Here is a 16,987-nt window from a genome sequence, read left to right on the forward strand (position 1 = left end):
CGGGTCACCCTGAGCACACCGGGTCACCCTGAGCACACCGGGTCACGCGGCAGCCACCGCCAGCACGGCGGCCACCCGTGCGCCCGCGGCGTGCAGGACGCGGACCGACTCGCGCGCCGTCGCGCCGGTGGTCACGATGTCGTCGACGAGCAACACCTCGTGGCGTCCGGGCGGGCGCTTGCGCAGCCGCACCCGGCCGGCGATGTTGCGCTCGCGGGCGCCGCTGCTCAGGCCTGCCGAGTCGCGGGCCAGCGCCGTCATCCGCAGCGCCGGAGCGACCGCGATGTGCGGGTGGCCGGCAACCGCGGCGCGGGCCATCCGGGTGACCGGATCCCCGCCGCGCCTGCGGGCCGCCGCCCGGCGGGTCGGCGCAGGCACGATGGTCAGCGGGACGTCGAGCAGACCCCAGGTGAGCAGCCGGTGCACGCCGGCGGCCAACACGCACGCCAACGGCTTTATCAGGTCGGCGCGCCCGCGGTCCTTCATCGCGACGATCGCCCTCCGGCGGGCACCGGCGTAGCGGCCGAGCGCGAACACCGGCACGCCGGGGTCGACGCGCGGTGTGACGACGTGCGGCGCGTCCGCGCCGACCGCCAGCTGGTGCGCGCAGCTCGCGCACCAGCGCGTCGACGGCGCGCCGCAGCCGCCGCACTCCAGCGGCAGGACCAGGTCGAGCATGTGCGCGTCGAGCATGTGTGCAGTGTGACGCCGCGGTGTGACAGGCGCTCGCCGGCTATCCCGGCATCACCGGCACCGCCCCGGCCACCGTGAACGGCGCGACGTCCGACCAGCCGGGGGAGCTGTCGGCGCCCGCGGCGGGCAGCTGCAGCACGCCCCGCGGATCGGCGACGTAGACCGCCGACGGGTCGGCCGCGATCGTCCACACCGGCAGCGCGAGGTTGTCGCTGGGCGCATCGGAGTTGACGCCGTCCAGGTTCACATACGACACCGGATGCTGGGCATCGGTGCGGCTCACCACCATGTCGTCGTCGGTGCGCCAGGACAACGAGACCACCGACGAGCCCAGCCCGAACCCGAGCCGCCGCGGGTAGGTCAACGCGAATTGGCCGACCTGGGTCTGCTCGACGCTGGCCAGGATCACCTGCCCGCCGATGACCATCGCGGCCCGGGTCCCGTCCCGGGACAGCCGCAGCTCGGTGATGGGCCCGGGGAAGCGGCTCGACACCGCGGCCGCGTCCACCGGCAGCCGAACCGACTGCCCCGACGCCGCCTCCTGGATGACCCGCAGCACGCTCGTGCCGTCGGCCACCACCCACACCGCGTCGTCCAGCGACCAGCTGGGCCGGGAAAGGCTGTGCCCGTCCGCGGATTGCATCGCCTCGCCGCCCAGATCGCCGATCCACAGCGAGGCTGCCGCGTCCGGGGCGCCGGGCCGGCGGGTTATCACCGATGCCACCTGGCGTCCGCTGCGCGACAGCGCGGCGGAGCTCTGATCCGGCATCCGCCCGAACGCTCCGGGAACCGGGACGGTGCGCTCCCCGTCCGGCGCCACCAGCGTCCCACCCATCAGGGCGTGCACGCCGGCCACCGCGCCCTCGGCCACACCGGGGTCGGTCGCAGCCACATCCGATGTGTTCCACCCGTCGGCGAATCGGTCGTCGAGCGGCGCGCCGTCGACGTTGATCACGTACGGGCCCTTGACGTCGGCGCGTGCCAACGTCCAAATAACCTGTGCCGCGCACAATTGCCGGCTGCGCGGATCCCCGATCTTCAACGTCTCCAGGTCCACCCGGGCCCCGGCGTAACCACGCCCCACTCCGGTTTTGCCGCCGTCGGCCCGCGTCACCGGCCCGCTCAGCCGCAACGGCGGGGCCAGCATGTTGCCCACCGATTTCACCATCTCCGGACGCGGGCCCGCGATCAGCTTGGAGACCAACTCGGTGGCGAGCTGATTCGGGTCGGACACCGCGACATAGCGCGGATCAGGGACCATTGTCTTGCCGGTCGGGTCGGCGAAATACAGGGTGTTGCGCTTGTAGGTGGCCTGAAACTGCTGCCAGTCCAGGAAGACTCCGTTGGGCAGCCGATCGATGCGCCACCCGCCGGGCGTCTGCACCAATTCGATCGGACCGGGATCCGGCAGCAGCCCTTCGGCGGTCTGGAAAACGCCCATGTCCGAGAGCGAACCCAGGATGTCTGCCCGCATGGTCACCGAAACCCTTTCGTTGCCGCGGGTTTCGACGAACACCACGTGGTCGATGAGCAGCGCGCTGCCCGCGTCGTCCCAGGCGTTCGATGCCGAGGCGGTGAGGAACTGCCGAGCCGCCAGGTGCCGGTTCGCGGGATCGGCTGTGGCTTTGAGGAATTCGCGCAACAGCAGATCGGGGTCCATGCCGGGGGTCGGCTTGGGCAGGTTGGTGGGTACCGGTCGTTCGACGGTGCCGATCGCCTGCGGCGCCGAGGAGCTGGGCACTCCGGAACAGCCTGCGAGCAGCAGCGTCGCGAACAACAGCGCTGCCAGCTGCCGCATCACCCGGCCCTCTCGGCGTGCTCCCGCTTGCGGGCCGGGAGCCCTGTGCTTTCGGTGCCGGCCGGTGGCACAGTAGATTTCGACGGGGATTTCGGTGGGGATTTCGGTCGGGGTTTCAGTGTGGGTTTCAGGGGCAACGGGCTGGTGGTGACCTTGTGGCCGCGGACCAGCGGAAGCGTCAACCGGAAGCAGGAACCCTTGCCGGGCTCACCCCAGGCTTCCAGCCGGCCCTGGTGCAGGCGGGCGTCCTCGACGCTGATCGCCAACCCCAGCCCGGTGCCGCCGGACCGGCGAACCCGCGACGGGTCCGCGCGCCAGAATCTGCTGAACACCAGTTTCTCCTCGCCCGGCCGCAGCCCGATCCCGTAGTCGCGCACGGTCACCGCGACCGTGTCCTCGTCTACGGCCATCGTGATCTGGACCGGCTGGTGCTCGGCATGGTCGATGGCGTTGGCGATCAAGTTGCGCAGGATCCGTTCCACCCGGCGGGTGTCGACTTCGGCGATCACCGCGTTGGCGGGCAGGTCGACCTGCAACTCGATGCCGGACTCCTCGGCGAGGTGGCCCACGCTGCCCAGCGCGTTGTTCACCGTGGCCCGCAGATCGACCGATTCGACGGACAGGTCGGCCACACCCGCGTCGTGCCGGGAGATCTCCAGCAGGTCGTTGAGCAACGCCTCGAACCGGTCCAGCTCGTTGACCATCAGCTCGGTCGAGCGTCGCAGCGTGGGGTCCAGGTCCGCACTGTGGTCGTAGATCAGGTCGGCGGCCATGCGCACCGTGGTCAGCGGCGTCCGCAGCTCATGGCTGACGTCAGAGGTGAACCTTCGCTGCAGGTTGCCGAACTCCTCGAGTTGGGCGATCTGCCGGGACAAGCTTTCGGCCATGTCGTTGAACGAGACCGCCAGCCGCGCCATGTCGTCTTCGCCGCGTACCGGAATCCGTTCGGCGAGGTGGCCCTCGGCGAACCGTTCGGCGGTCCGCGCCGCCGTTCGCACCGGCACCACCACCTGGCGCGAGACCAGCAGGGCGATGCCGGCCAGCAGCACGAGCAACACCAGGCCGCCGGTGGCCATGGTGCCGCGGACCAGCGAGATCGTGCTCTGCTCGTTGCCCAGCGGGAAGATCAGGTACAGCTCCAGGTTGGTCACCCGCGACGTCGTCGGGGTTCCGATGATCAGGGCGGGCCCGGCGAACCCGTCGGTGGTGACGGTCGCGTACTGGTAGGCGACCTGTCCGGCCTTGACGAAGTCGCGCAGCGTGTCCGGCACCTGGTTGGCGGGTCCGGCCGACGCCGCCGGCCGCGGGCCGTAGCCGGGCACCATCAGCACCGCGTCGAAGGCGCCGGCCAGCCCGGCACCGGAGGTGGAGTCGGTTTTGGACGTCAAGGTGTTGCGGGCCAGCTGCAGGCTGCTGTCCAGCGAGCGCGCCTCCTCGCCGCTGACGATGCCGCTGACGGTGGTCCGGGCCCGCTCGATCTGCTCAGTGGCCGCACGGACCTTGACGTCGAGCACCCGGTCGGTGACCTGGCTGGTCAGCACGAAACCCAGCACCAGGATCACCGCGAGCGACATCCCGAGTGTCAGCGCCACCACCCGCAGTTGCAGGGAGCGGCGCCAGGCGGTGGCGACGGCTCGACTCAACGCATTCATGCCGAGCACGGGCGGGGACCGTCGGCGAATGCGTCGCCGCGAGCCGAAGATCACGGGGGTCCGGCCTTGTATCCCACTCCTCGAACGGTCAGCACCACAGTCGGGTTCTCCGGGTCTTTCTCCACCTTGGCCCGCAGACGCTGGACGTGCACGTTCACCAAACGGGTGTCCGCGGGGTGGCGGTATCCCCACACCTGCTCGAGCAGCACATCACGAGTAAACACCTGCCGCGGTTTGCGCGCCAACGCGACGAGCAGGTCGAATTCCAGCGGTGTCAGCGAGATCTGCTCGCCGTTGCGGGTGACCTTGTGCGCCGGTACGTCGATGTCGACGTCGGCGATGGACAGCATCTCGGCGGGCTCGTCGTCGTTGCGCCGCAACCGGGCCCGCACCCGCGCAACCAGCTCCTTGGGCTTGAACGGCTTCATGATGTAGTCGTCGGCACCCGACTCCAGGCCCAGCACCACGTCGACGGTGTCGGTTTTGGCGGTCAGCATGACGATCGGCACGCCGGAGTCCGCACGCAGCACCCGGCACACGTCGATGCCGTTCATGCCGGGCAGCATCAGGTCCAGCAGCACCAGGTCGGGCCGCAGCTCGCGGACCGCGGTGAGCGCCTGGGTGCCGTCACCGATGACCGCGGTGTCGAAGCCTTCCCCGCGCAACACGATGGTCAACATCTCCGCGAGCGACGCGTCGTCGTCGACGACGAGAATTCTTTGCTTCATGGTGTCCATGGTGTCACCAGTTCGGGACAAAACTGAGCTACCACACGCGCTTTTTGCTAACTGCCTATCCTGGCGGCCAGCTCCGCCGGGTCCACGTGCGCGTCGACCACCAGCCACGGTCCGCCCCACCCCGCGGCTGCCAGCCGGGCGTACACAGCACCGGTCCGCTGCTGCAGGTCGTCGTCGCGCTCGTAGGCGTCCCGGGCCCGGCCCGCGTCGCGCTGTGCCCGGCAGCGGGCCCTCTGAGCGGCGAGCTCCGCCGAAACCCCAAGCAGCACTTGCCAATCCGGTTCCGGTAGCTTCAGCCTCCGGTACTCGATCCGGTGCACCCAGCCCACCACGTCGCCGTCGGCGTCTTGGTGCAGGCGCGCCGCGCTGTAGGCGGCGTTGGACGCCACGTAGCGGTCCAGGACGACGACGTCGTGATCGCGGCGCAGCTCCTCGATCCGCCCGGCCGCGCCGGCACGGTCCAGCGCGAACAGCATGGCCATCGCGTACACCGACGACGCCAGGTCGCCGTGCTGGCCGTGCAGGGCCTCGTCCGCGACGTCGGCGGGCACCGACTGCCCGTAGCGCGGGAATGCCAGCGTGGCCACCGACTTCCCGGCCGCCTCGAAAGCCGCGCGCAGGCCCTGCGTCAACGTGCGCTTACCGGCGCCGTCGACGCCCTCGATCGCGATCAGCATGACGCGAGTGTGCGGTCTCGTACGCCGATCCCGGCGTGTCGCGTATGAAACCGCACACTCGGCACGATCACGGCCGCCTCAGTAGCGGTAGTGGTCCGGCTTGTAGGGGCCCTCGACGTCGACGCCGATGTACTCGGCCTGCTCCTTGGTCAGCGTGGTCAGCTCACCGCCAAGCGCGGTGACGTGGATGCGGGCCACCTTCTCGTCGAGGTGCTTGGGCAGCCGGTAGACCTCGTTGTCGTACTCGTCGTTTTTGGTCCACAGCTCGATCTGGGCGATCACCTGGTTGGAGAAGCTGTTGCTCATCACGAACGACGGGTGCCCGGTGGCGTTGCCCAGGTTGAGCAGCCGGCCCTCGGACAACACGATGATCGAGCGGCCGGTGTCGCCGAAGGTCCACAGGTCCACCTGCGGCTTGATGGTCGTCTTGACGGCGCCGGAGCGTTCCAGCCGGGACATCTGGATCTCGTTGTCGAAGTGGCCGATGTTGCCCAGGATGGCCTGGTCCTTCATCGCCTTCATGTGCTCGAGGGTGATGATGTCTTTGTTGCCGGTCGTGGTGACGACGATGTCCGCTTCGGCGATGACGTCCTCGACCCGCTTGACGTCGTAGCCCTCCATCAGCGCCTGCAGCGCGTTGATCGGGTCGATCTCGGTGACGACGACCCGGGCGCCCTGCCCCTTGACCGACTCCGCGCAGCCCTTGCCCACATCGCCGTAGCCGCAGATCAGCACCTTCTTGCCGCCGATCAGCGCGTCGGTGCCGCGGTTGATGCCGTCGATCAGCGAGTGCCGGCAGCCGTACTTGTTGTCGAATTTGGACTTGGTCACCGAGTCGTTGACGTTGATCGCGGGGAACGCCAGGTCCCCGGCCGCGGCGAACTGGTAGAGCCGCAGCACCCCGGTGGTGGTTTCCTCGGTGACGCCCTTGATCGACTCGGCGATCGTCGTCCACTTGTTCTTGTCGGTCTCCAGGCGCTCGCGCAGCAGGCCCAGGAAAACCTTCCACTCCGTCGAGTCGTCCTCCTCGGCGGGCGGCACCACGCCGGCCTTCTCGTACTGCATGCCGCGCAACACCATCATGGTGGCGTCGCCGCCGTCGTCGAGAATCATGTTCGCCGGTTCGCCTGGCCAGGTCAGCGCCCGCTCGGCGGCCCACCAGTACTCCTGCAGCGTCTCGCCCTTCCAGGCGAACACCGAGGTGCCCTGGGGCTCCTCGGGGGTGCCGTGCGGACCGACCACCACCGCGGCCGCGGCGTGGTCCTGGGTGGAGAAGATGTTGCACGACGCCCATCTGACCTGCGCGCCGAGGCTCGTCAACGTCTCGATCAGCACCGCGGTCTGCACCGTCATGTGCAGCGAACCGGAGATGCGGGCACCCTTGAGCGGCTGGACGTCGGCGTACTCCCGGCGCAGCGACATCAGACCCGGCATCTCGTGCTCGGCCAGCCGGATCTCCTTGCGGCCGAAGTCCGCCGACGACAGGTCGGCGACCTTGTATTCGATGCCGTTGCGGACGTCGGTGCTCAGCGATTGCTCGGTCGTCGTCATTAGATGCGCCCAATCTTGGTCGGTTACTTAGCTTGCATATACATTAGCGCCGACGGCGCGGGCGTGTGATCCCGGGTCAGTCGGTGACCACCACACCGTAGCGTTCGGCGGCCGGCGTCATCAGCCGCGCCAGGTCCGCGGCGACGTCGTGGTCGGCCTCCGGCGGCATCGAGACGTAGCTCAGGGCAAGTCGCACGATCGCGCGCGCCAGGATGCCGGCATCCTCCTCGCTGGTCTTGATCCAGCTGTGCGTGAACGACGCCGTCAGCCGCTGTGAGCAGTGGTTGATGATCGGCGCACTGTCGGTGGTGATGAGTTGCAGCAGATCGGGTTTGGCCACCCCGGTCAGCAGGGACAACACCAGCGGATCGGCCGCCGACTCGGTGAAGAAGCTCCGGAACCCCTGCAGGAAGGCCGCATAGACGTCGCCGATGTTGGCGGGCAGCGCGTCGTCGACGAGGTCCACCAGCCGGTCGGCGAGCCGCAGCGCGTACCCCTGCGCCAGGCCCTGCCGGGATCCGAATTCGTTGTAGATGGTTTGCCGGCTGATGCCCGCGGCGTGGGCCACGTCGGCCAGCGTGATCGCCGACCAGTCGCGGTCGAGCAGCAGGTCACGCATGGCGTCCAGCACCGAGTCGCGCAGCAGGGCCCGCGACGCCTCCGCGTAGGGGACGCGTGTCACATGCGCGAGGGTAGTGCCTGTCACGCCGCTGGCCCTCATCACTGCGTTCTGCGTCGTCGCCGGCCGCTACGAACGGGCTACTTCCACCATCTCGAAGTCTGATTTCGCGGCGCCGCAGTCCGGGCAGCTCCAGTCGCCGGGAATGTCGTCCCAGCGGGTGCCCGGCGCGATGCCGTCCTCGGGCCAGCCCAGCGCCTCGTCGTACTCGAAGCCGCACTGGATGCAGCGGAACAGCTTGTAGTCGTTCATCGGTTCAGCTCCGTTCTGGTCAGGTGGGTTCGAAGTCGATCTTCTCGCGGACCCCGCAATCCGGGCAGCACCACTCGTCGTGGATCTGCTGCCATGGTGTGCCGGCCGGAAAGCCCTCCCGCGCAGCGCCTTTGGCTTCGTCGTAGACGTAGTCGCAGACCGGGCACCGGTAGGCGGCCATCACGCCGCCACGCGATAGCGGGCCAGGATCTTCGCCCGAGACCGCGGGTGCAGGTTGGCTTTGGTGATGTCACCGTCGTAGTGGGCCAGCACCCGGTGGTCCATCACCTTGCGCCACAGCGGCGGGAAGTAGGTCAGACCGATCAGCGAGGCGTACCCGCTGGGCAGGGTCGGCGAGCCGTCCATGCTGCGCAGCGTCTGGTAGCGCCGCGTCGGGTTGGCGTGGTGGTCGCTGTGCCGCTGCAGGTGGTAGAGGAACAGGTTGGTCACGAGGTGGTCTGAGTTCCAGCTATGCTGGGGTGTGCAGCGCTCGTAGCGGCCGTGCAAGCCACCACTGCCGGTCCTTTGCCGCAGCAAGCCGTAGTGCTCCAGGTAGTTGACCGCCTCCAGCATGTGGACGCCGTAGACCGCCTGCACGACGACGAACGGGATCAGCGCCGGGCCGAACACCGCGATCAGCACGCCCCACAGCAGCACCGACATGGCCCAGGCGTTGAGCACGTCGTTCGACGGATGCCACGGGCTCTTGTCCAGCCGACGCAGCCGGGCCGCCTCCAGCTGCCACGCCGAGCGCAGGCCACCGAGCACACTGCGGGGCAGGAACTCCCACAACGTCTCGCCGAAGCGCGCCGACGCGGGATCCTCCGGAGTGGCCACCCGCACGTGATGGCCGCGGTTGTGCTCGATGTAGAAGTGGCCGTAGCAGGTCTGCGCCAGGGTGATTTTGGACAGCCAGCGCTCCAGTGCGTCCTTCTTGTGCCCCATCTCGTGGGCGGTGTTGATCCCGACGCCGCCCAGGACTCCCACCGACAGCGTCAGGCCGATCTTGGCCGGCCAGCTGAGCGACCCCTGGACTCCCAGCCAGCTCAGGTCCGACGCGGTGAACAGGTAGGCGCCCAGCACCACGCTGACGTATTGACACGGGATGTACAGATACGTGCAGAGCCGGTAGTACCTGTCGTTCTCCAGCTGCGCCATCACCTCGTCGGGCGGGTTCTGTCCGTCCGGCCCGTAGCGCAGGTCGAGCAGCGGCAGCAGCACGTAGACCAGGAACGGCCCGATCCAGAACGGCACCTGCGCGGCGGCCTGCCAGCCGGCCTGGTTCAGCACCCACACGATCGGCAGGATCACCGGCAGCGCGGTTGGGGCGATAAGCCCGAACAGCCACAGGCGACGCTTCTTGTCCTGCCATACCGTCTGCTCTGGTGCTGGCGTCATGGTGTCGTCCTCCCGGGTTCGTCGCAGCGGATCGAAGATCGACATTATAGGCATTTATGTCTTCTGTCTAGACATATTAGGTTACTTTGTAAAACCGCGGCCGTGCGCGGCGGATCCGGTGCCGCACGGCTCCGCTGCCTCGCGCTCTCACATGCGGCAACCGGGTACTGTCCGGGTCATGCGCCGCCGCACGACGCGCCCGAGCGGACACGCCGTCGTCATCGGGGCCAGCATCGCCGGCCTGTGCGCCGCCCGGGTGCTGTCCGACTTCTACGACCGGGTGACGCTGTTCGACCGCGATCACCTGCCCGCCGCTCCCGGCAACCGCACGGCCGTCCCGCAGGGCCGGCACCTGCACCTGTTGATGGCACGCGGCGCGGCGGAATTCGACGGGCTGTTTCCCGGCCTGCTCGACGACATGGTGGCGTCCGGCGTGCCGGTATTGGAGAACCGGCCGGACTGCATCCACTTCGGCGCGGCCGGCCACGTGCTGGGCACCGGGCGCACCCTGCGCGACGAGTTCACCGCCTACGTGCCGAGCCGGCCACAACTGGAATGGCAGATCCGGCGCCGGGTGAGCGCCATCCCCAACGTCGAGATAGCGCAGCGCTCGGTGGCGCAACCGCGCTTCGACGCGGACGCCCAACGGGTGACCGGGGTGATGCTGGATTCCGCGGATGCCGGCGAGCCCGAGTTCGTCGCCGCAGACCTCGTGGTCGACGCCGCCGGGCGCGGCACCAGGCTGCCGGTGTGGTTGGAGCAATGGGGATTTGCCCGTCCACTCGAAGAGGTCGTCGACGTCGGCATCTGCTACGCGTCACACGATTTCCGGCTTCCCGAGGACGTGATCGCCGAACGGGTGGTCGTCGCCGGCGCGTCCCGGCGCCAACCGCTCGGGCTGGGCATGCTGGGCCACGAGAGCGGGTGGGTTCTCACCACCTTCGGTGTCGCCAAAACCGAACCACCGCACTCGTTTTCGGACATGCTCGTGCTCGCCGAAAAGCTGCTGCCGGCCCGGTTCACGGCCGTGCTCGAACAGGCCGAACCGGTCGGTGAACCGGCTTTCCACCGCTTTCCCGCCAGCAGGTGGCGCCGTTACGACAAGCTGAACCGGTTCCCGGCGGGCATCGCGCCGCTGGGCGACGCGGTCGCCAGCTTCGACCCCACCTTCGGGCAGGGTATGACGATGACCTCGCTGCAGGCCGGCAACCTGCGACGAGCGCTGCAGGCGGGCGGCGATCCGGCTCGACAACTCAACCGCGCCAGCGCGAAGACCATCTTTCCGGTGTGGCAGATGAACGCTGTCGGCGACTTCGCGTTCCACCGGGCCGAGGGGCCGATGCCGTGGTGGTACCGGCCGGTGGGCGGCCTGTTCGACCAGTTCCTCGGCGCGGCTGAGACCGATCCTGTTCTGGCCGAATGGTTCTTGCGCAGGTTTTCGCTGCTCGACAGCCTGTACATGGTGCCGTCGGCGGCGATTGTGGGACGCGCCGTTCGGCACAACATGCGGATGTGGCTCGGCGAGCACCGCCAGGTCTGGCGCGACCGCTATGGCAACCGTGCGCGGTCCAGGTCGGGCTCGAGGTAGATGACCCGGGCGGCAGGCACCGCCGCGCGGATGTTGGCCTCGGCGTCGTCGATGGTGGCCGCGACGGTGGACAGGCTCACCTGCTGAGCCACCGCGATCTTGGCGCCCACCAGCATCTCCTCGGGTCCCAGGTACTGGGTGCGCAGATGGATCACCCGACGGACGTGCTCGGTGGCTTCCAGCGCCGCCCGGATCGCGTCGACTTCCGCGTCGGTGGCGCTCTCCCCGATCAGCAGGCTGTGCATCTCGACCATCAAGACGACCGCGATCAGCCCCAACAAAACACCGATGCCGATCGTGGCGACGCCGTCCCACACCGGATCGCCGGTTGCAACGGTCACACCCACGCCGGTGAGCGCGAGTAGCAATCCGACCAGGGCGCCGGCGTCCTCCAACAGCACCACGGGCAGCTCCGGATTGCGCGAGTCGCGGATGAACCGCCACCAGCCAGCGTCACCTTTCAACGGCCGCGACTCGGCCATCGCCGTGCGAAAACTGAACGTCTCCAATGCGATTGCCAGCACCAGGATCACCAGCGCCACCGCCGGCAAGCTCAGCTCGCTGGGCTGGAAGATCTTGTGACAGCCCTCGTAGAGCGCGAACACCGCGCCCAGAGTGAACAACACCAGCGCCACCACGAACGACCAGAAGTAGCGGCTGCGACCGTAGCCGAACGGGTGCAGGGCGTCAGCCAGCTTTCGGGCGGCCCGCCGCCCGAACAACAGCAGCGCCTGGTTGCCGGTGTCGGCCACCGAGTGCACCGACTCGGCCAGCATCGACGAACTGCCGGTGACCAGAAAGCCGAGGAACTTGGCGGCGGCGATGCCGGCGTTGGCGGCCAGCGCCGCCAGGATCGCGCGGGCGCCGCTGGTCGGCGTCGGCGCGCTCACAGACCCACGGTGACCCGGAACAGCGTGGCCGGCTGATCGGCGACCAGGCGGATCGGCCCGTCGTCGGCGGCCACCCAGCCGGCCTCGCCCCGCGTCAGCGCGAGCGCGGCGGACTTCCCGTGCACCGTCGCACAACCCTGGGTGCACAGCATGATCTGCGGTCCGTCATGGCGCGACGGCGCGTCAACCTCGTGACCGAGGTGGTCGCCGTCGAGCACCAGCATCGAGACCGCGAATTCGTCGGCCGGGGTCTCATAGACCACCTCCAAGCCGTCGCAGCGCACGGCCGGCCGCAGCGCCGCCTCGGTGGTGGGGGCGAAGTTCAGCACCCGCAGCAGTTCGGGCACGTCGACGTGTTTGGGAGTCAGGCCGCCCCGTAACACGTTGTCGGAGTTGGCCATCACCTCCAGGGCGAGCCCGCGCAGGTAGGTGTGCAAGTTGCCGGCGGGCAGGAAGATCGCCTCGCCGGGGGCCAGCGTGATCCGGTTCAGCAGCAACGCGGCCAACACCCCGGCGTCACCGGGATAGCGCTCCCCGAGTTCCAGCACGGTCCTGGCTTCAGCCGCGAATTCCCTTGCCCCGCAACTGACATACTGGATAGCGCCGTCGAGGACGGCGGGCACCAGCACGTCGAGGTCGGGTTGGGGTGCGGTGATCCAGGTGGTGAACAGTGCGCGCAGGGCGTCGGCGTCGGACTGGTCGCCCAGCAGCTCGATGAAGGGGTCCAGGTCGGACACCGCCAGCGCCCGCAGCAGCTCCACCGTGCGGGCCACCGGCCGGAATCCGGCCAACGCCTCGAACGGCTGCAGCGCGATCAGTAGCTCGGGTTTGTGGCTGGCGTCGCGATAGTTGCGCACCGGCGAGTTCACCGGAATGCCCCGTCGCTCCTCACGCAGATACCCCTCGGCGGCCTGCTCGGCACTGGGATGGGCCTGCAGCGACAGCGGCTCGTCGGCGGCCAGCACCTTCACCAGAAACGGCAGCACGTCCCCGAACCGGGCCCGGTTCGCCGGGCCGAGTTGCCCGTCCGGATCGGTGGCCAGGGTTGTCAGCAACGAGGTGTGCTCGGCGCCGGTCTGCAGCCACGCCGGATCGGCCGGATGCGCGCCCAGCCACAGCTCGGCTTCGGGGTGGGCGGCCGGCACGGGGCGTCCGGTGAATTCGGCGATCGCGGTGCGCGATCCCCACGCATACGTCCGCACCGCTCCGCGAAGCAACTCCACCGTGTACCTATCCCCGCGCCAGTCGCAAATAAACCGCGGCCATCTCCAGCCGGACAGCCAATACTGCCAGCTGCTGCTCTGCCCGCGCGCTGCCGACCGGCACCGGGCCGGCGTCGGACGCGTCCGGCACGTCCCCCGCGCCGACGATATCGACGTCAGCCAGCCGGGCGACCCGGGCCGCGACCACCGTGCGCTCGGCGGCCAGCGTCAACGCCAGCACCCGTAACCGGTCGCCGCGGGGCCCGTCGATCTCGTCGTCGTGGAAGATGTCGTCCTGCGGCTCGGCCGGCATCCCGCGTAGCGCCACCAGCGCGTCCGCCAGACCGGTGGCCGCCGCCACCCGATGGGCTATCCGCAGCATGCTCGAACTGCCGTGACGGGCCAGCGCCAAGGTCGCGGCGCAGTCGCCGGCCAGCACCACGCTGCGCTGCGACATGCGTCCGGCCAACGCCTTGGCCGGGTTGGTGAACACCTCCCGGCCGGTGCTGTTGCGCAACGCCTCCGCGTCCAGCTCGTCTGCCAGCGCGGCCAGGTCGGTGCGCAGCTTGGGGTCGACGGTCTCCAGCGTGGCCAGCCCGACGGCCAGGTACCGGCACAGGCCGAACTCCTCGGGCACCGGCAGCCGGGGCTCCAGAACCGCCGCCCGGCCCGCGGTCGCGTCGCGCAGCGGACCCTCGTACGGCGCCGCGACGACAACGCGCGCACCCCTCCGAACCCCGGTCGCGGCGGCCGCGACCAGCGCCGGATCGCCGGGATCGTCGCCGGCCACGACCAGCACGTCGAGTGCACCGATCCATGTCGGAGCGTCGGCGGTGACCACGAACGGTGCGCCGGCCGAACCGCCCGATGTGGCGGCCAGCAGGCCACCGGCGGTCTCTGCGGTGCCGCGGCCGGCCACCCAGATCACCGTGCGGGTACGGTACTCGCCGCGCAGCGGGTCCAGGGCGCCCTCCGCCAGCGCGGCCGCGGTGGCGCGCACCTGGGCGCCCGCTGTCGACGCCGCCCGCAGCAGCCCGTCGCGGTCGGCGGCGATGAGCCCGTCGGCGTCGTCGAGGTCGACCGTGGAGTGGACGGCGTTCACATGCGGGCCTTCGTCCGGGCGGCGATCTCGGCGGCGATGTGGCGGACGACGGCGTCGACGTCCTCGGCGCAGCGTCCCTCCACGTTGAGCCGCAGTAGCGGCTCGGTGTTGGAGCTGCGCAGGTTGAACCAGCTGCCGTCGTCGAGGTCGACGGTCACCCCGTCCAGATGGTCGATGGAGTGAATCCTGGGGCCGAAAGATGCCAGCACCGCCTCGGTGGCGGAGGCGGCGTCGGCCACTGCGAAGTTGACCTCGCCGGACGATGCATAACGTTGATAGTCGGCGACCACCTCCGACAGCGGGCGAGGCTGGCCGCCCAGCATGGTCAGCACGTGCAGCGCGGCCAGCATCCCCGAATCGGCGCCCCAGAAATCCCGGAAGTAGTAGTGCGCGGAATGCTCGCCACCGAAGATCGCGCCGGTCTCGGCCATCAGGGACTTAATGTAGGAGTGCCCGACGCGGGAGCGCACCGGTGTGCCGCCACGCTCGACCACCAGTTCCGGCACCGCCCGGGACGTGATCAGGTTGTGGATGATGGTGGCGCCGATCTCCCGGTCGAGTTCGCGGGCGGCGACCAGAGCGGTCACCGCCGACGGTGACACCGGCAGGCCACGCTCGTCGACCAGGAAGCACCGGTCGGCGTCGCCGTCGAAGGCCAACCCGATATCTGCGCCGGTGGCCAGCACGTGCGCCTGCAGGTCCACCAGGTTCGCCGGGTCGAGCGGATTGGCCTCGTGGTTGGGAAACGAGCCGTCGAGGTCGAAGTACAACGGCAACAGGGTGATCGAGTCGATCGGACCGAGCACCGCGGGCGCGGTGTGACCGGCCATGCCGTTGCCCGCGTCCACGGCCACCCGCAGCGGGCGCAAACCCGAGGTGTCGACCAGCGAGCGCAGGAAAGCGCCATAGTCGGCCAGCACATCGTGATCGGTGACCGAACCGGGCGGCCCGTCATAGCCCGGCACGCCGACGATCAGGTCGTCGCGGATGGCGGTCAACCCGGTGTCGGCGCCGACCGGTTTGGCCCCCGCCCGGCACATCTTGATGCCGTTGTAGTCCGCGGGGTTGTGGCTGGCGGTGAACATCGCGCCGGGACAGTCCAGCAGCCCGGCGGCGAAATACAACTGGTCGGTGGACGCCAGACCGATGCGGACCACGTCGAGTCCTTGGCCGGTCACCCCGGTGGCGAAAGCGGCGGCCAGCGCCGGCGAACTGTCCCGCATGTCGTGGCCGATGACGACCCGGCTGCCGCCTTCGGCCCGCATCAACCGGGCGAAGGCGGCGCCAGCGTCGGCAACAAAGAGTTCGTCGATCTCGGCCCCGACCAGACCTCGCACGTCGTACGCCTTGATCACACGGTTGACAGCCGCTGCGGGCCGGGACATGGCTGGAGCTCCTGAGGACGGGGACGTTCGGTGGTCAGCCTAGCCGCTTTGATCGCCGTCGCGGGTTGACGTCACGCGGCCGCTAGCTCGCTCGTCAGTTCGTCGGGGTGCCGTGCACCCGGGGTCAGGTCACCGAACGTGAAGCCCTTGGAAAAAATCCGGCCCTGGTTCAAGGGGTGGTCACAACAGCTTCACGTTCGGTGCGGCCGGGCTGCACAGGGTCGACCCACACGCCTCGTTAGTCACATCGACCTGGCTGTGCTGCAGACCTGGTGACAAGCACATGATCCCGACGAACGTATGAGCGCGACCGCTAGTCGGTGGGGTCAGGCAACACCCGCAGATGGCCGCGTCGGCGTCCGGTGCCAACAGAGCGCTCGCCGGCGGGCGCCAACACAGCGGCACCGGACACGGTGGCCGGCCGATGATGACCATCTGGCTGGGCGAACCCGTTGAGCGGCGGTCTGATCGCGGACTCGTCGCAACCCTCACGCACGGCTTCGGCCAGCGCGATCAGGTCGTCCTCATCCGGGTTGGCGGGCAGCGGGCCGGCATGGCGGACCAGCTCCCAACCGCGCGGTGCAGTGATCCGGCCGGCATGGCTGACGCACAGATCCCACGCATGCGGATCACGGGCGGTGGCCAGCGGGCCGACCACTGCGGTGGAGTCCGAGTAGACGAACGTCAGCGTCGCCACCGCATAGTGCGGACACCCGGGCCGGCAGCAGCGCCGCGGAACATTCACGAACGTGAGGCTATCGTGGTCCGGCGTGCGCGCAGCGCCGGACACGCGCATACGTAAAGGCTCGGGTGCGAACCGTTACCATCGCCGGGTGGCCGATTCGCGCAGCTCCGGGCGCGGGCAGCAGCCGAGGCGACGACCGGTATCCCGCCGCGGCCGCGACATGCGCGGGCCGCTGCTGCCGCCCACCGTCCCCGGGTGGCGCAGCCGAGCCGAACGGTTCGACATGACCGTGTTGGAAGCCTACGAGCCCGTCGAACGGCGCTGGCAGGAAAAGTTGACGGGCCTCGACGTGGCCGTCGACGAGATACCGCGCATCTCCCCCAAGGACCCCGGTAGCGTGCAGTGGCCCCCGGAGGTGGTCGCCGACGGGCCGATCGCGCTGGCCACACTGATCCCGGCTGGTGTCGACGTGCGGGGCAGTGCCACCAGGGCGCGAATCGTGTTGTTCCGCAAGCCGATCGAACGGCGCGCGAAAGACACCGAGGAACTTGCCGAACTACTGCATGAGATCCTGGTGGCTCAGGTGGCGACGTATCTGGGCGTCGACCCTTCCGTCGTCGACCCCACGATCGACGACTAGCGGGTGATCGCAAGCGCGGCGACGCCGGGCGCAGCGGGTCGCCCGCCGAAGGGCCAGC

17 protein-coding genes are annotated in these 16,987 nt (G+C 69.4%); 2 read left to right on the forward strand and 15 right to left on the reverse strand.

Annotation, left to right across the window (positions count from 1 at the left end; translation table 11 throughout):
- Window positions 1-42: 42 nt before the first annotated feature.
- From ABDW21_RS07820 to ABDW21_RS07865, 10 genes are all read right to left on the reverse strand, one after another.
- Window positions 43-678 (reverse strand): ComF family protein, encoded by a 636-nt coding sequence (locus ABDW21_RS07820; protein WP_343710275.1) that lies wholly within the window; start codon window positions 676-678, stop codon window positions 43-45.
- 55 nt (window positions 679-733) lie between these two features.
- Window positions 734-2,491, reverse strand: coding sequence for an MtrAB system accessory lipoprotein LpqB (gene lpqB, locus ABDW21_RS07825; RefSeq protein WP_343710270.1), 1,758 nt, complete (start codon window positions 2,489-2,491; stop codon window positions 734-736).
- Entirely contained in the window at window positions 2,491-4,197 is a 1,707-nt protein-coding gene (gene mtrB, locus ABDW21_RS07830) for an MtrAB system histidine kinase MtrB (protein WP_343710271.1), read from the reverse strand. Before mtrB ends, lpqB begins: the two co-directional genes overlap by 1 nt.
- Entirely contained in the window at window positions 4,194-4,880 is a 687-nt protein-coding gene (gene mtrA / locus ABDW21_RS07835) for a two-component system response regulator MtrA (protein ID WP_343600980.1), read from the reverse strand. The genes mtrB and mtrA overlap by 4 nt, the downstream gene beginning before the upstream one ends.
- A gap of 47 nt (window positions 4,881-4,927) precedes the next feature.
- Complete coding sequence (locus ABDW21_RS07840; RefSeq protein ID WP_343710272.1) at window positions 4,928-5,557, reverse strand: dTMP kinase; 630 nt, start codon at window positions 5,555-5,557, stop codon at window positions 4,928-4,930.
- 78 nt (window positions 5,558-5,635) lie between these two features.
- Window positions 5,636-7,108 carry an adenosylhomocysteinase gene (ahcY, locus tag ABDW21_RS07845; RefSeq protein ID WP_343600978.1) on the reverse strand — a complete coding sequence of 491 codons (1,473 nt, stop codon included), beginning with the start codon at window positions 7,106-7,108 and terminating at the stop codon, window positions 5,636-5,638.
- A gap of 76 nt (window positions 7,109-7,184) precedes the next feature.
- Window positions 7,185-7,829, reverse strand: a complete 645-nt coding sequence (locus tag ABDW21_RS07850) for a TetR family transcriptional regulator (RefSeq protein WP_343600977.1) — start codon at window positions 7,827-7,829, stop codon at window positions 7,185-7,187.
- A 27-nt stretch (window positions 7,830-7,856) separates the two neighbouring features.
- Window positions 7,857-8,039, reverse strand: coding sequence for a rubredoxin RubB (gene rubB, locus ABDW21_RS07855; protein ID WP_343600976.1), 183 nt, complete (start codon window positions 8,037-8,039; stop codon window positions 7,857-7,859).
- Window positions 8,040-8,058: 19 nt separating this feature from the next.
- Window positions 8,059-8,220 carry a rubredoxin gene (locus tag ABDW21_RS07860; RefSeq protein ID WP_343600975.1) on the reverse strand — a complete coding sequence of 54 codons (162 nt, stop codon included), beginning with the start codon at window positions 8,218-8,220 and terminating at the stop codon, window positions 8,059-8,061.
- Window positions 8,220-9,437, reverse strand: coding sequence for an alkane 1-monooxygenase (locus tag ABDW21_RS07865; protein ID WP_343600974.1), 1,218 nt, complete (start codon window positions 9,435-9,437; stop codon window positions 8,220-8,222). The genes ABDW21_RS07860 and ABDW21_RS07865 overlap by 1 nt, the downstream gene beginning before the upstream one ends.
- Before the next feature lie 178 nt (window positions 9,438-9,615).
- Here ABDW21_RS07865 and ABDW21_RS07870 point away from each other — a divergent pair, with 178 nt between their 5' ends.
- The gene (locus ABDW21_RS07870; protein WP_343600973.1) at window positions 9,616-11,025 is read left to right on the forward strand and encodes an oxidoreductase; all 1,410 of its coding nucleotides are present in this window, start codon (window positions 9,616-9,618) and stop codon (window positions 11,023-11,025) included.
- On the opposite strand, the gene ABDW21_RS07875 is transcribed toward ABDW21_RS07870, so the two are convergent.
- The 5 genes from ABDW21_RS07875 to ABDW21_RS07895 form a co-directional block, all read right to left on the reverse strand.
- The gene (locus ABDW21_RS07875) at window positions 10,986-11,915 is read right to left on the reverse strand and encodes a cation diffusion facilitator family transporter (RefSeq protein ID WP_343600972.1); all 930 of its coding nucleotides are present in this window, start codon (window positions 11,913-11,915) and stop codon (window positions 10,986-10,988) included. The genes ABDW21_RS07870 and ABDW21_RS07875 overlap by 40 nt on opposite strands.
- Complete coding sequence (gene manA, locus ABDW21_RS07880; RefSeq protein ID WP_343600971.1) at window positions 11,912-13,138, reverse strand: mannose-6-phosphate isomerase, class I; 1,227 nt, start codon at window positions 13,136-13,138, stop codon at window positions 11,912-11,914. Before manA ends, ABDW21_RS07875 begins: the two co-directional genes overlap by 4 nt.
- 7 nt (window positions 13,139-13,145) lie before the next feature.
- Complete coding sequence (locus ABDW21_RS07885; RefSeq protein ID WP_343600970.1) at window positions 13,146-14,219, reverse strand: TobH protein; 1,074 nt, start codon at window positions 14,217-14,219, stop codon at window positions 13,146-13,148.
- On the reverse strand, window positions 14,216-15,604 hold the full coding sequence (locus ABDW21_RS07890) for a phosphomannomutase/phosphoglucomutase (protein WP_343600969.1): 1,389 nt from the start codon (window positions 15,602-15,604) through the stop codon (window positions 14,216-14,218). Before ABDW21_RS07890 ends, ABDW21_RS07885 begins: the two co-directional genes overlap by 4 nt.
- Window positions 15,605-15,917: 313 nt before the next feature.
- Entirely contained in the window at window positions 15,918-16,349 is a 432-nt protein-coding gene (locus ABDW21_RS07895) for a DUF3499 domain-containing protein (protein ID WP_343600968.1), read from the reverse strand.
- Between the two features lie 160 nt (window positions 16,350-16,509).
- Here ABDW21_RS07895 and ABDW21_RS07900 point away from each other — a divergent pair, with 160 nt between their 5' ends.
- Complete coding sequence (locus ABDW21_RS07900) at window positions 16,510-16,929, forward strand: metallopeptidase family protein (RefSeq protein WP_343600987.1); 420 nt, start codon at window positions 16,510-16,512, stop codon at window positions 16,927-16,929.
- The last annotated feature ends 58 nt before the right edge of the window (window positions 16,930-16,987 follow it).

The sequence above is a fragment of the Mycobacterium sp. genome, from assembly GCF_039583805.1.
In the GTDB taxonomy this organism is placed as follows: Bacteria; Actinomycetota; Actinomycetes; order Mycobacteriales; family Mycobacteriaceae; genus Mycobacterium.